The organism is Catenulispora pinisilvae (genome assembly GCF_015356865.1).
Classification (GTDB): Bacteria; Actinomycetota; Actinomycetes; order Streptomycetales; family Catenulisporaceae; genus Catenulispora; species Catenulispora pinisilvae.
On record NZ_JAAFZA010000127.1, the window covers coordinates 1 to 13,994 of the forward strand.

Annotated in this window: 12 protein-coding genes; 3 read left to right on the forward strand and 9 right to left on the reverse strand. The window is 70.8% G+C overall.

What is annotated here, in order from left to right; all coding sequences use genetic code 11:
* Positions 1-9: 9 nt before the first annotated feature.
* The 7 genes from IZR01_RS29310 to IZR01_RS29340 form a co-directional block, all read right to left on the reverse strand.
* Entirely contained in the window at positions 10-843 is an 834-nt protein-coding gene (locus IZR01_RS29310; protein WP_228554784.1) for a heavy metal-binding domain-containing protein, read from the reverse strand.
* A gap of 20 nt (positions 844-863) precedes the next feature.
* Positions 864-1,769 (reverse strand): heavy metal-binding domain-containing protein, encoded by a 906-nt coding sequence (locus IZR01_RS29315; RefSeq protein ID WP_194895123.1) that lies wholly within the window; start codon positions 1,767-1,769, stop codon positions 864-866.
* Between the two features lie 53 nt (positions 1,770-1,822).
* The gene (locus tag IZR01_RS29320) at positions 1,823-2,596 is read right to left on the reverse strand and encodes an enoyl-CoA hydratase-related protein (RefSeq protein WP_194895124.1); all 774 of its coding nucleotides are present in this window, start codon (positions 2,594-2,596) and stop codon (positions 1,823-1,825) included.
* 166 nt (positions 2,597-2,762) lie between these two features.
* The gene (locus IZR01_RS29325; protein WP_194925744.1) at positions 2,763-4,553 is read right to left on the reverse strand and encodes a hypothetical protein; all 1,791 of its coding nucleotides are present in this window, start codon (positions 4,551-4,553) and stop codon (positions 2,763-2,765) included.
* Between the two features lie 4 nt (positions 4,554-4,557).
* Complete coding sequence (locus tag IZR01_RS29330; protein WP_194925745.1) at positions 4,558-5,301, reverse strand: DUF6114 domain-containing protein; 744 nt, start codon at positions 5,299-5,301, stop codon at positions 4,558-4,560.
* Positions 5,302-5,397: 96 nt separating this feature from the next.
* The gene (locus tag IZR01_RS29335; protein ID WP_228554785.1) at positions 5,398-6,054 is read right to left on the reverse strand and encodes a DUF6230 family protein; all 657 of its coding nucleotides are present in this window, start codon (positions 6,052-6,054) and stop codon (positions 5,398-5,400) included.
* Positions 6,055-6,587: 533 nt separating this feature from the next.
* The gene (locus IZR01_RS29340) at positions 6,588-7,601 is read right to left on the reverse strand and encodes a tetratricopeptide repeat protein (protein ID WP_194895127.1); all 1,014 of its coding nucleotides are present in this window, start codon (positions 7,599-7,601) and stop codon (positions 6,588-6,590) included.
* 269 nt (positions 7,602-7,870) lie between these two features.
* Here IZR01_RS29340 and IZR01_RS29345 point away from each other — a divergent pair, with 269 nt between their 5' ends.
* On the forward strand, positions 7,871-8,500 hold the full coding sequence (locus tag IZR01_RS29345; RefSeq protein WP_194895144.1) for a TetR/AcrR family transcriptional regulator: 630 nt from the start codon (positions 7,871-7,873) through the stop codon (positions 8,498-8,500).
* Positions 8,501-8,595: 95 nt separating this feature from the next.
* Here the strand turns inward: IZR01_RS29345 and icmA are convergent, their stop codons facing one another.
* Both icmA and IZR01_RS29355 read right to left on the reverse strand, forming a co-directional pair.
* On the reverse strand, positions 8,596-10,287 hold the full coding sequence (icmA, locus tag IZR01_RS29350) for a coenzyme B12-dependent isobutyryl-CoA mutase large subunit (protein WP_194895128.1): 1,692 nt from the start codon (positions 10,285-10,287) through the stop codon (positions 8,596-8,598).
* Positions 10,288-10,399: 112 nt separating this feature from the next.
* Positions 10,400-10,906, reverse strand: coding sequence for a MarR family winged helix-turn-helix transcriptional regulator (locus IZR01_RS29355; protein WP_194895129.1), 507 nt, complete (start codon positions 10,904-10,906; stop codon positions 10,400-10,402).
* 156 nt (positions 10,907-11,062) lie between these two features.
* On the opposite strand from IZR01_RS29355, the gene IZR01_RS29360 reads away from it, so the two are divergent.
* Together IZR01_RS29360 and IZR01_RS29365 are read left to right on the forward strand one after the other, a co-directional pair.
* Complete coding sequence (locus IZR01_RS29360; RefSeq protein WP_323747133.1) at positions 11,063-12,490, forward strand: M16 family metallopeptidase; 1,428 nt, start codon at positions 11,063-11,065, stop codon at positions 12,488-12,490.
* The gene (locus IZR01_RS29365) at positions 12,487-13,848 is read left to right on the forward strand and encodes a M16 family metallopeptidase (protein WP_194925746.1); all 1,362 of its coding nucleotides are present in this window, start codon (positions 12,487-12,489) and stop codon (positions 13,846-13,848) included. The genes IZR01_RS29360 and IZR01_RS29365 overlap by 4 nt, the downstream gene beginning before the upstream one ends.
* The last annotated feature ends 146 nt before the right edge of the window (positions 13,849-13,994 follow it).

Genomic DNA, 13,994 nt, shown 5'->3' on the forward strand with positions numbered 1-13,994 from the left:
GAGCCGGGATCAGTCCAGGCTCAGGACCATCGTCGGGCGCTGGATCTGGTGGTCGGCGCGCAGCGGGCGGACCGCGGTGCCCAGGGCGAAGAACTCGGTGGTGTGCGAGCCCCAGGTGTGGCTGTGGTTGCGCAGCTGGACCCCGACGATGCCCTCGGCGTGCAGCGCCTCGGCCTCGGCCTGCATCCGGGCCATGGCCAGCTCGCGGGCGTCGTACAGGGCCTGGGTGAACTGCTCCAGCTCCACGTTCCGGCCGATGTTGCCCAGCGCGGCGCCGAAGCGCTGGTGCGCGATGTGGTACACGCACGAGCCCATGACCATGCCCAGCGGGGCGTAGCCGGCCCGGATCAGGGTCCAGAAGTCCTGGCCGGACAGGTCCGAGGTGAAGGGCTGGTTCTTGTTGTTGCGCCAGGTGACGTTGCCGTGCTGGCCGCTGCCGTCGTCCTTGACCGCGGTGCCGATCGCGATGAACTCGGCGACGTCGTTGCCGAACTCCTTGAACTCCACTTCCAGCCGGACCCCGACGATCCCGTCCGCGCCGAGCGCGTCCGCCTCGGCCTCCATCCGGGTCATCGCCAGCTCGCGGGCGTGGTACATGGCCTGGCTCAGGACGTCCAGCTCCTGGCTCTTGCCCCAGCGCGCGACCTGGAGTCCCACGTGGTAGATCGAGGAGCCCAGGACCAGGCCCAGCGGCCGGAATCCGGCCTCCTTCACCAGCAGGAACTCGTTCACCGACAGGTCCGAGGTGAAGATCGAGCCGGGCGAGCCCGGCTTCAGCTCGGCCAGCCGCCGCATCGCGTCCTCGGGCACGCCCTCGGCGGTGTGCGCGATCTTGTCAGCCATCTCGTGTCTCCAGCCCCTCGTTACAGGTATCGCACAGAAGATTCGCGCCGGGCGGCGGCGCGCCGCTCCGGGTCCAGCGACATGATGGCCAGCGAGCCGGTCCGGGCCGGCTGGCCGCTGCTCTTGAACGCCGCTATGGCGGTGCCGATGGTGGTGGCCTCGCAGATGTGGTCCCGCTGGCCGTCGGTGACCGGGCACTCCCGTTCCCGGATCTCCAGCTCGATGGAGGACACCACGACCCCGTCGGCGTGCACGCCCTTCACGTTCCGCGCCAGCTCCTGGCGGGAGGCGTGCCGGGTCTGGTTCACCAGATCGGTGTAGCCGTCCACCTCCTGATTGCCGGCCCAGCGCCGGGAGGCCATCCGGGTCCACCAGTCGTCGTGCCGGGTGCCGATGGCGATGCCGAGCACCAGGGACACCGGGATCCAGCCGTTCATCACCAGCTTGGCGAACTCCTGGCCGGTGACGTGGGAGGTGAACGGCTGTCGCAGCTTCACCGTGCTGTTCGCGGCGCGCACCGCGGTGCCGATCGCCGAGAACTCCAGGCCGCCGGCCGGGAACCGGCGGATCGCCAGCCGCACCCCGACGACGCCGTCGCCGCCGAGCATCGAGGCCTCGGTGCTCATCCGCCCCACCGCAAGCCGGCGCGCGTCATACAGAGACTGCGTCAGCGGCGCGTAGGCCGAGTAGCGGCCGGTGGAGGTCGAGGTGTAGCCGGCCCCGCCCATCCAGGCCCCGGGGCAGTTGTAGGCCCCGCTGTAGCCCAGGTGGTACACGCAGGAGCCGAAGACCTGGCCGACGGGTTCGAAGCCGGCGGCGCGGACCGCGGCGAACTCGTTGGTGGTCAGGGCCGAGCCCCAGGTGCCCGAGTTCCGGATCTCGTTCATCCGGGCCTGGGCGGCCTCTGGGAGCTGTTCCATGGCCATTGCCGTGACGCCTCCTTGGCTCGACGGGGACCCGGGGTGGGCCCCCACCTTGTTCAACGTCCGGTGAAGCCCGGCTTCTCCTTGGCGACGAAAGCCCGCATGCCCTCGGTGCGGTCATCGGTGGCGAAGGTGCCGGTGAACTGGAGGCGCTCGATCTCCAAGCCGGTCTCCAGGTCCACCTCCAGCCCGCGGTTCACGGCCTCCTTGGCCGCCCTGAGAGCCAGTGCGGGACCGCCGGCGAACGTGCCGGCCCACTCCACAGCAGTCTTGTAGACATCGGCGGCCGGGACCACTCGGTCCACCAGGCCGATCGCCAGCGCCTCGGCGGCGTCCACCATCCGGCCGGAGAAGATCAGGTCCTTGGCCCGGGCCGGGCCGATCAGCCGGGGCAGCCGCTGGGTGCCGCCGGCCCCGGGGATCAGGCCGAGGGAGATCTCCGGCTGGCCCAGCCTGGCGTCCTCGGCCGCGACCCGGAAGTCGGCGGTCAGGGCCAGCTCGCAGCCGCCGCCCAGGGCGTAGCCGGTGACCGCGGCGATGACCGGCTTGGGGATGTTCGCCAGCGCCTTGAAGGCGTCCTGGAGCCGCACAGAGTGCACCGCCATGTCCGCGTAGGACATGTCCTGCATTTCCTTGATGTCCGCGCCGGCGGCGAACACCTTCTCGCCGCCCCAGATCACCGCGGCCCGGATCGCCGGGTCGGCGCCGACCTGGTCGGCGGCCTCGTGCAGCTCACGCTGCACCTGCACGTTCAGCGCGTTCATCTTCGGGCGGTCCAGGCGGATCACGCCCACCGCGCCGTCGGTCTCCACGCGTACGAACTCGCCCATTCGGCGCTGACCCTTTCTCACGAGCCCGGGGTGCGGACTGGTTCGGCCGACTTCGGTGTCGGGACTTCGATGTCGGATATCTCATCAAAGCAGAAGCCCGTGCCCGCCGGGAGGGCGGGCACGGGGGTGGTGATCTGTACGGGTGTCGGGACCGGGCGCGCAGGCCTCAGCCCAGCGGCCCGCGGATGCCGAGACTGTTGACGTTGAAGCCGGGGATGTCCAGCGTGTCGGAGGTCAGCATGTACTGGTCCACGTCCACATTGGTGAACGTGCTGGGCGGCAGCGGCAGGTTCAACTGCAACAGCGCCATCACCGCCTGACTGATCAGGTCGGTCCCGGCTTCTCCGGGCGGGCCCAGGGTGACCGGACCGAGCGGCAGGGGCGCCGTCATGGTGCCCACCTGCTTCAGGACGTGCAGGGTGACATTGGTCAGGTGGACGTTCTGGCCCTTGCCGCCGTCGGAGTAGACCCGCAGGTTGCCGTCTTCGTTGTAGGTGACCATGTCGGTCAGGTCGATCGAGTCCGCGTGGATGACCATGACGGTGACCGTCCGGCCGTCGCCGGTCTGGATCGGCTCGAAGCCTTCGAACTTCTGGTTGGTCAGCGTCAGCGAGGACGCCGCCAGGTGCCACTCGACCTCGCGGAACGGCTGGGCGGCGGGGCTCATCATGCAGACCGTGGTCGGTGCCGTGAGCACGTGTCCCTCGTAGGTGGGAACCCCGGACGGGACACTCGACGGGCTGCTCGCGCTGGAGCTCGAACTCGACGTGGGCGTCGAAGGCGTGGACGACGGCGCCGAGGGCTTCGAGGAGTCGCTGGACGACGGCTGCGGCGTGCTCGGCACCGAGGGCTTCGAGCTCGGCGTGCCGGACGGGCTCGGGCTGGACGAGCCGCCCAGGCCGATCGACAGGATCGGGGCCGGCGAGGACGTCGGATTCGAGCTCGGGGTGGCCGCGGGCGCCGCGGCCAGCTTGTTCACCGTGGACGGGCTCGACGACGGAGCCGGGTTGAACACCCCGTTGACCGTGGTGCCCAGCCAGCTCAGCGGGTTCCACCAGGTGACCGACGGGCTCGGGCTCGGGGTGCTGCTCGGCGCCGAGGACGCGGTGGAGCTGCTGGCGGCCGGCGGCGGCGCGGTCGGGGCGGTGTTGGCGCCGGTCGGCGTCGGCGTGACCGGCTTCGGGGCGCCGGAGGGCACGCTGGACGGCTTGCTCTGCGGCGCCGAGGACGTCGGCTTCGGCGTGCTCGAACCGCCGGAGGGCTGCGGAGTGCCGGGGGTGCTCGGCGCGGAGCTCGGCTTGCCGGCGCCGGAGCTCGGCGTGCTGCTCGGGGCCGAGGTCGGCGCGGAGCTCTTGGCACCGCCGGTGTTCGGCACCGCCGACGAGCCCGGTGCGCATGAGCTGGTGGTCGGCGAGGTCGAGGACGACGAGCTGGCCGCGTTCGCGACCGTGGGCATCACCGCGACGCCGGTGGCGGCCAGGAAGACGGCCGGCAGCCCGATCGCGGTCACCATCCGGGCCCGCTTGCTGTGCGCGGCGTCGACCAGCCGGACCGCCTCGGCGGCCAGCAGCGGGGTCGGCACGACCGCGCGGGGCTTGTTCACCCCGCCGCTACGCGAGCGCAGCGGCGGCTCGCCGTCCGGCTCGGGCTCCGGGCCGGCGTCGAGCGCGAACGCGCCGCCGAGTGATGACCCGCCCGCCGAGGTCCGAGCTGCCGAGGTCCCGTCGACGCGGCGGGAGCGCCGCAGCGCGTCCAGCAGCGCCTCCGGCCCGGCCGGTGCCCCCGCGGCACCGGCGGGCGTCCCGCGCTCGGCGCGCAGGATGGCCTCCCGCATCCCGGCGAGGTCGGCGAACCCCCCGGCGCCGGGCGCCGCCGGACGGCGCGCCCGGTCCGGCCGCGACCCGTCCGGGTCCGGCCCGGTGGAGTTCTGGTTCTCGTTGCTGCCTGTGGCACTCAAGACGTCAAGCCCCCAGAGGAGTGTCCTCGGCCCGCGGCAACGGCGGGACGACGTCCCGCGATGGCGTGGCCGGAACAGTGTCGGCGGGTGTGGAGTCGGCGGTCTGCGGCAAGGCCGAGGTCATCTCGCCTCGGGTGCCCTGGTAGCCGGCGACGCCCGGAATGGGTCCGGCGGCCGCGTCTTGCGGCTCGGTCTCCTGGAACTGGTAGGGATCCCGGTCCTGCGGGCTCTCGACCGCTCCGGCCAGCGGCGAGCGCGCCGAGGGCGGCATATCGCCGGCCAGCGCGTCCCGGTAGGCCTGTTCGGCTCTGGCCTGCGCCGCGATCTGCTCGTCGGTCAGCCGCGGGGTCCAGGAGAAGGCCAGCCCGCCGCCGAACACGCCCAGGAGCATGCCCAGCAGGAAGCCGCCGAAGTTCGACACCACCATCGACAGCAGCGCGCACACCAGGGTGAAGACGCCGGCGAACACCCGGTAACCGGGCGCGAACCACATGGCCGCGGCCATCATGATCAGCGCCGGGGTGATGGCCATCGTCGACACGCCGGCGATGCCGGCCATCTTGATGTTCAGCTTGTGCTGCACCAGCAGCGGCTGCAGGAACGGGATGCTCCACAGCTCCAGGGCGGCCAGAATCGTCCACAATCCGGCCCAGAACGGCCGGGAGTGGCGCCACTCCTTGAACGCGCGCCATCCTCTGACCACGACGTGCTCTTGGCCCCCGGAATACTCGGCGTCAATGGTGGTCACTGCTTACTCCCGACATGTGCTGACTGTGGTGGGCGGGCGCGCCCTACTCGCGCCCGCCTCCCAGGGTGTCCCAGGCTGCTTCGAAGGCTCAAGGGCCTAGAAGCACTCCTTGCCGTTCAGGTTCGCCGAGATCGACAGACCCTTGAGCGCCATCGTGCCCGCCGTGGTCGAGTAGGCGGTCTGGGTCACGCCCTTCAGGACCGCGGTCTGCACGACCTGGCCGAAGTCGCCCGGAGCGAACGGCGCCGGCTTGCCGTTCTTGTCGTAGCCGTTGAAGCCCTGGATGCCGGTCTGGCTCGCGATGTCCGCGGCCGAGGCGCCGATGTTGACGCCGCTGAAGGTGGCGTCGGCGTTCACCTGGTTGGTGTCCAGGACCAGGTTCGTGGCGGTCACCGGGGTGCCGCCGCCACCGGCCGCGAGCACTATGGTCAGGTTGCCCAGCAACGGGACCGGCACGTTGACCGACTGGCACATCTTGTAGATCTTCGCGCTCTTGATGCCGGCCACGGCGACCGCGTGCGGCTTGCCGTTCGCGTCGACGATCACGGTGCCGGACTGGGCGAAGACGTTACCGTCCAGTTCGTCGGCGGAGACCTTGAACTGCTGGCCGGACACGGCGAAGGAGCTCGCCAGCACACCGTTGGCCATCCCGACGGTCATCGCGCCGGCGATGCCGACGGTGGGAACCATCACCAGGGCGAAGCGCTTCCACTTGGTGCCGCCCAGCACCTGGGCGCCCATTGCGTCCTTCATGCGTTACTCCTCCACGAGCGGGTGGGACGGGTCCGGCGCGCACCGGACCGCGGCATGCGGGCCGAGATGGCCCGCAAGGGCCTCGGCTACGGCAGCGACGAGTAGTTCTGCCGACCCGGTGGGGACCTGTCGCCGCGCGATCGTTTCGGGGATCGTCGGATTAACAGACCGAGCGGATGTGATCGTGGTCTACTCGCGGCCGCCGCACAAGGGGTTCGTTACCGACCGGTAACACGATCGGGGGACTCCGGTTGCCCGGCACAGGGGTGTCGGGTACCCATAAACGAGAACTGACGCCCAATTAGACACTCTGTGTAGTTGATAAATACGGACAAAGGCCGTGAAAGCCCCGGCTGTGACCCCGCTCTCATCCGAGGTCTGACGAGCCGTCAAGCCGATGTGACACTTGGCAAAGAAAAGGTAAAATCACGGCCCCCACGCCGGTCTTGATCAGGCGCGGGGGCGTTTGGCGGGGGCGATCCGCGCCGCGGTCCGACGGCCCGGTCAGGCCGCCGGAACAGCTTTCCGACCTCTCAGAACAGCACGCTCGTCAGCCTGCGCCGACCGGCCCCGGTACGCGGATCCTCCGGGCCCAGGAGCTCGAAGAAGTCCAGCAGCTTCACCCGCGCGGCGTCCCGGTCGGCCCCGGCGGTGCGGGCCACGAAGGAGATCAGCCGGTCGATCGCCTGCTCCACCCGGCCGGCCGACAGGTCGAGCTCGGCGGCGGCGATCTGGGCCTGGACGTCGTCCGGCCTGGCCTCGGCGTCGGCGTGCACCTGCCCGGCGTCCATGTCCCGGGTGTTGAGCATCAGCTCCACCTGGGCCAGCGCCAGCTTGGCCTCGGTGTCGCCGGGGTCGGCGCTGAGCACGTTGCGGAAGGCCTGGGCGGCGCCGTCGAGGTCGTTCTCCTCCAGCGCGGAGTAGGCCGCGGCCAGGGCCGGGTCCATCGGCGGCTCGGGCAGCTCGGCCGGAACCTCACCGCTGGCGGTGCCGGTCACGCCGTTCTCGGCGGCCAGCTTCAGCAGCTCTTCCAGGTACTGGCGGACCTGCGCCTCCGGGACCGCGCCCGGGAACAGCGGGACCAGCCGGCCGCCGACCACCGCCATCACCATCGGGATGGACTGGATGCCGAACTCCTGGGCCAGCATCGGGTTCGCGTCGACGTCCAGCTTGGCCAGCACGAACCGGCCGCCGTACTCGCCGGCCAGCTTCTCCAGCACCGGGGAGAGCTGCTTGCACGGGCCGCACCACTCGGCCCAGAAGTCGATGACCACCGGGACGGTCAGGGAGCGTTCGATGACGTCGGCGTCGAAGGTGGCGTCGGAGGTGTCGAAGACCAGGGGCGAGGCGATGGCGCCGGAGCCGTCGGCGGCCGGGCCGGAGCCCTCGCCGCCGCTGCCGGCCGGAGCCGCCGGAGCCGACCCGGCCGGTGCGGCCTGCGGCTTGGCGGCGAGGGCCCCGAGGTCAACCACGCCCCGCAGCGCGGAGGCGGGCAAGCCGGGGCCTCCGCCGGCGGCCATCCCGGGGAACTGGGGTCGCTGTCTCATAGCGCCATCCTCCCCTTTCCGGCTAACCTCGCGCCAACTCCCCTCCGGGTCCCCACCTGGAGGGGGTGGCGCTCTTGCGTGTCCCGCTCGTGGAAGCAAGACTGATCATTAAGATACGCGTCGAAGCGTATCGCAAAGCGGCCGGGTACGCGACGGCGCTGGGTAAAGATCGGGTGAACAGTCGCGCGCTATACGCTGACCTGCGACGAGGCCACCCGCCACGGCGATGGGGCCACCCGGGAGCCGACGAAGTGAGGAGGCGGATCGCGATCGTGTCCGAGTCCGAGGACAGCCGCCGAACCGGCCCGCGCACCCGCGGCCGCCCCCGCAACGCCGACGCCGACGCCGCGATCCTCAGCGCGACCCGGGACCTGCTCGCCGAGCGCGGCTGGGCCGACCTCACCATCGCCGAGGTGGCCGCGCGCGCCGGCGTCGCCAAGACCACGCTCTACCGCCGCTGGCCGGGCAAGGCCGATCTGGTGGTGGACGCGATGGCGGAGCTGTTCTCGCATCTGGAAGTGCTCGACCGCGGCTCGATGCTCCAGGACGCGCTCGCGACCGTCGGACAGTACGTGGAGCTGCTTCAGCTGCCGGAGACGCAGGCCGCCTTGCTGGCGCTGTCGGCCGAGGCGGACCGGGACGCCTCGCTGCGCGCGAAGGTGATCGACAAGGTGATCGATCCACAGCGGCACCTGGTGTACGAGGCCTGGGAGCGGGCCTGCGCGCGCGGCGAGGTCGAGGGCGAGACGGACATCGACCTGATCTTCGACATGATCTGCGGGACGCTGGTACACCGGATACTGATCAAGGGGCAGCCGGTGGACCAGGAGTATCTGACGCGGTTTGTGTCGGTGGTGTTGGCCGGGTTGGCGCAGCTGCGGCTTACTGGGGGGATTTAGAGATCCGAAGCCCGCGCACCTCAGGCACGGCGAACCGGCCGGACCCGCATCGGGTCCGGCCGGCATCAGCAAGCAGCGCTACCTCAAGTCCCGCCTCAGATCCGCGCCGGCTCCCGGTAGACGCCCCACTCGGCGCGCAGGGTGTCGCAGATCTCGCCGAGGGTGGCTTCGGCGCGGGCGGCGTCGAGCATCGCGGGCACCATGTTCGCGCCGGAGCGTGCCGCCTCCAGCATCGTCGCGAGTGCGGCCTGGACCGCGGCGTTGTCGCGGTGGGTCTTGCGGTCGCCGAGGACGCGGACTTGCTCGCGTTCCACTTCGTGGGAGATCCGCAGGATCTCCAGCGGCTCCTCGATCGAGTCGGTGTGGACGTTGACGCCGACCACGCGCTTGTCGCCCTTCTCCACCGCCCGCTGGTAGGCGAAGGAGGCCTCGGCGATCTCGGAGGTGAACCAGCCGTCTTCGATGCCGCGCAGCAGGCCTGCGGTCATGGGCCCGATCGGGTGCTGGGCGCCGTTGGGAGCCAGGTCCTTGATGCGCTGGAAGATGGCCTCGGCCTCGGCCTCGATGCGGTCGGTGAGCGCCTCGACGTACCAGCTGCCGCCCAGGGGGTCGGCGACGTTGGTGACGCCGGTCTCCTCCATGATCACCTGCTGGGTGCGCAGGGCGATCTCCGCGGACTTCGCGCTGGGCAGGGCCAGCACTTCGTCCAGGGCGTTGGTGTGCAGGGAGTTGGTGCCGCCCAGGATGCCGGCCAGCGCCTCGATCGCGGTGCGGACCACGTTGTTGTCGGGCTGCTGGGCGGTGAGTGAGACACCGGCGGTCTGGGTGTGGAAGCGGAGCCACTGCGCCTTCTCGGTCTTGGCGCCGTAGACGTCGCGGAGCCAGCGGGCCCAGATGCGGCGGGCCGCGCGGAACTTCGCGATCTCCTCGAAGAACTCCACGTGGGCGTCGAAGAAGAACGACAGGCCGGGGGCGAAGACGTCGACGTCCAGGCCGCGGGACAGGCCCAGTTCCACGTAGCCGAAGCCGTCGGCCAGGGTGAAGGCCAGCTCCTGCGCGGCCGTCGATCCGGCCTCGCGGATGTGGTAGCCGGAGACCGACAGCGGCTTGTAGGCCGGGACCTTCTCAGCGGTGAACTCCATGAGGTCGCCGATCAGGCGCAGGTGCGGCTCGGGGTCGAACAGCCACTCCTTCTGCGCGATGTACTCCTTGAAGATGTCGGTCTGGAGCGTGCCGTTGAGCTTGCCGATGTCCACGCCCTGGCGCTCGGCGGCCACCAGGTACATGCAGAACACCGGGACGGCCGGGCCGCTGATCGTCATCGAGGTGGTGACGTCGCCCAGCGGGATGTCGCGGAACAGCACCTCCATGTCGGCGGCGGAGTCGATGGCGACACCGCAGTGGCCGACCTCGCCGAGCGAGCGCGGGGAGTCGGAGTCGTAGCCCATCAGGGTCGGCATGTCGAAGGCCACAGACAGCCCGCCGCCGCCGGCGGCCAGGATCATCCGGTAGCGCTCGTTGGTCTGCTCGGCGTTGCCGAAGCCGGCGAACTGCCGGATGGTCCACGGCTTCCCGCGGTAGCCGGTCGGGTGGATCCCGCGGGTGTAGGGGAACTCCCCCGGCCACCCGACGCGCTCGAAGCCGGGTACCTCGGAGCCCTCCGGCGGACCGTACACCGGCTCGACGTCGCTGCCGGAGATCGTGGTGAAATCGGCGTCCCGCTTGCGCGCGGCGTCGTAGCGCGCCTGCCAGCGGTCGCGGCCGGCGGAAATCTGCTCGGAGTCCATGCTCCGAAATTTTACTAGGACGTCCTACTAAATGCGAACAGGCATCCGCTGAGCAGGGGAAAGGTGATCCGCGGCCCGGCTATTCGCGCCGGCACGCCCAGGAATCAATCGTCTACGCCTCGAAGTCGCCGGCCGCGACCCGCAGGTCGCGCAGCACGGCGAACAGCTCCCGGTGCTGCTCGGAGCTCAACGCGCCCATCCCGAACTCGGCGGCCATCAGGTCACCGGTCGCCTCCTCCACGACCTCGCGGCCCCGGGCCGTGATCTCGGCCAGGGTGCCGCGGCCGTCGTCGGGGTTGGGGCGCCGGGCCACCAGCCCGGACTTCTCCAGCCGGTCGACGATGTTGGTCACCGAGGTCGGGTGCACCTGGAGGCGCTGGCCGATCTTGGACAGCGGCAGCGAGCCGGCCCGGCTGAAGGTGAGCAGCACCAGCGCCTCATAGCGGGCGAAGGTGAGCTCGTACGGCTTGACGATCGCGTCGACCCGGGCCAGCAGCAGCTGCTGCGCGCGCATGACCGAGGTGATGGCCAGCATCGAGGTGGACTCGCCCCAGCGGCCCTTCCACGACTCGAAGGCGCGCTCGATCGGATCGAACGGGAGATTGCGGTCCTTGGGCACGCGGTCACGTTAGTCGCTCCGCGCGTAACGCGGTGAGCGGATCCCAGGTAGCGGACCGGGGTCCGGCAGCGCGCCGGGACGTGTCCTCCCGGCGGCGCCGGGACGGTGTGCGCGTTGAGTGGACGAACCGCCGACCGATCGCGTTGACTGGCAAGCGTGACAGAGGTCAAGAGCGCACCGGGCACCAGCGAGGCCGAGAACGCCTCATTCCCCTGGAAGATCCACGAAGCAGTACTCGACAACGGGCTCCGCGTCGTGGTGAGTCCAGACCCGACGACGCCGATCGCCGCCGTGAACCTCTGGTACGACGTGGGCTCGCGCCACGAGCCGGCCGGGAAGCACGGCTTCGCACACCTGTTCGAACACCTGATGTTCGAGGGCTCGGCGCACGTCGACAAGGGCGAGCACTTCGAGTGGGTGACGGCGGCCGGCGGCGCCGCGATCAACGCCACCACCAGCCCGGACCGCACCAACTACTTCCAGGTCATGCCCTCGGCGCAGCTGGAGCTGGCGCTGTGGCTGGAGGCCGACCGGATGGGCTCGCTGGCCCTGACCCAGGAGACCCTGGACAACCAGCGCGAGGTCGTGAAGAACGAGCGCCGGCAGCGCTACGACAACCCGCCCTACGGCCGCTGGGTCGAGTACGCCCTGGCCCTGGCCTTCCCCGAGGGCCACCCCTACCACCACACCACCATCGGCTCGATGGAGGAGTTGCAGGAAGCCGCCCTGGAGGACTTCCAGGACTTCAACGCGGTCTACTACTCCCCGAACAACGCGGTACTGACCGTGGCCGGCGACGTCGACCCCGAGGCGGTCGTGAAGCTGGCGGAGAAGTACTTCGGCGGCATCCAGCGGCACGGCGACATCCCGCCGGCCCCGGACGGCACGCTGCCCTCGCTCCGGATCGGCGAGACCAAGCGGCACGTCGAGCCGGACGACTCGGTGCCGCGCCCGATGACGTTCTTCATGTTCCGCTCCCCGGACTCCCGCGACGAGGACTTCACCGCGGTCGAGGTGCTGGCCGCGGTGCTCGGCCGGGGCCGCGGCGCGCGGCTGTACCGCAAGCTGATCACCGAGAAGAACCTGGCACAGCGCGAAGAGGCCTACACCTCGGTGTGGAACCTGGCCTACGGCGCCTCGGTGTTCTTCGGCATGTTCAGCCCGCGCGACGGCGTCGAGGCCGCCGAGGTGGAGCAGGAGTTCACCGCCGTGCTCGACGGGCTGGCCGACGGCTCGGCCCCGGTCTCAGCGGCCGAACTCGGCCGGGCCAAGGCGCTGCTGACCAGCGACTGGCTGCGCGCGGTGGGCGAGCTCGGCGGCCGGGCCGACCTGCTCGGCCAGTACGCGACGCTGGACGGCGACCCGAAGCTGGTGCGCGAATACCTGGAGCGGCTGGAGGCGGTCACCGCCGAGGACGTCCAGCGGGTCGCGGCCCTGATCCTCGCCGACGACAACCGCGTCATCATCGAGTACACGACGAACGCGACGTCCGACGCCGACGCCGCTGACGGCGCCGCTGACGACAGCGCCGACACAGCCGACACAGCCGACAGCGCCGACACCGCCGAGGAGACCAACGCATGAGCGGCAACACCCTGGTCGCGGACCGGCCGGCCGGCGGAGCGCCGCGCGCCTACGAGTTCCCGGCCGTCACCCGCACCAAGCTGCCCGGCGGCGAGGCCGTCTCGGCGCACCTGCCGGGTCAGCGCATGGCCTACGCCGGCGTGCTCCTGGAGGCCGGCGTCGTTCGCGAGCCCGCCGGCAAGGAGGGCGTCGGCAAGATCACGATGGATCTGCTGCGCGAGGGCACGGAGCTCAAGAGCGGCGACGACTTCGCGCTGGCGCTGGAGTCCCTGGGCGCCTCCTGGTCCGGCTCGGTCGACGCCGACGTGCTGCGGGTCGGCGTGCAGGCCCCGGTGGACCGGATCGCCGCCGCGGTGGCGCTGCTCGCCGAGGCGCTGCGCCGGCCCCGGCTGGCCGAGAACGACTTCGACCGGGTGCGCGGCGACCGCGTCGCCAAGCTGACCACGGCCTGGGCGATGCCCGGGACCCGCGCGAACGAGGCCCTGAGCCGCGGGCTGTACCTGCCGGAGAGCCGGTACAGCAAGCAGGACACCGGGACCGTCGCCTCCGTCAGTGCCCTGACGCTCCAGGACGTGCGCGACTTCCACGCCGCGCGGCTGGCGTTCGGCGGGACCCTGCTGCTGACCGGCGACCTGTCCGGGGTGGACGTCACCGCGCTCGGCGAGGTGCTGCTCGGCCAGGCCGGCCCGCAGATCACAGCGCCGGACCCGACCGGCGCCCGCGAGCTGGTGGACCGCGAGATCGTGGTCGTGGACCGGCCCGGGGCGGTGCAGTCGGTGGTGGCGATCGCGCACCACGCACCGGGCCGCGACACCCCGGACTACACCGCGATCGAGGCCATGGCGACCATCCTCGGCGGGACCTTCAACTCCCGACTGAACCACCAGCTGCGCGAGGTGAAGGGCTACACCTACGGCGCGCGCGGCGGCTTCGACCTGAACCGCGACAGCGGCGTCTTCTCGGCCACCGCCTCGGTGCACACCGAGGTGACGGCGGCCGCCGCGGTGGACGCGCTGGCCGAGATCGAGCGGATCAAGGCCGGCGGCGTGACCGACGACGAGCTGGCCTCGACGAAGGCCTACCGGACCGGTTCGCTGCCGATCGCGTTGCAGACGCCGGGATCGGTGGGCGGCGCGCTGGCGCAGATCGTGGAGTTCGGCCTGCCGGAGGACTACTTCACCCGCAAGTACACCGAGTACACCCGGCTGACCAAGGGCGAGGTGGACACCGCGGCGGCGCGGCGGCTGTTCCCCGAGCAGGCCGTCGTGGTGATCGAGGGCGACGCGGAGAAGATCCTTCCGGGTCTCACCGAAGCCGGAATCGGCACGGTCCGGGTGGATGACGAAGGCCAGGCCTGATCTTTATCCGTTCTCTGCGACAGCACGAAAAGGGCGTTCACAGGCCTTTCACAAACCTCTGAATCACCTCTGAATTGTCAAGGCCCGCCGGCCCTAACGACCGGCGGGCCTCGGCTTTTCCGGGTTTTGCCGGACCCGGCGAAAAT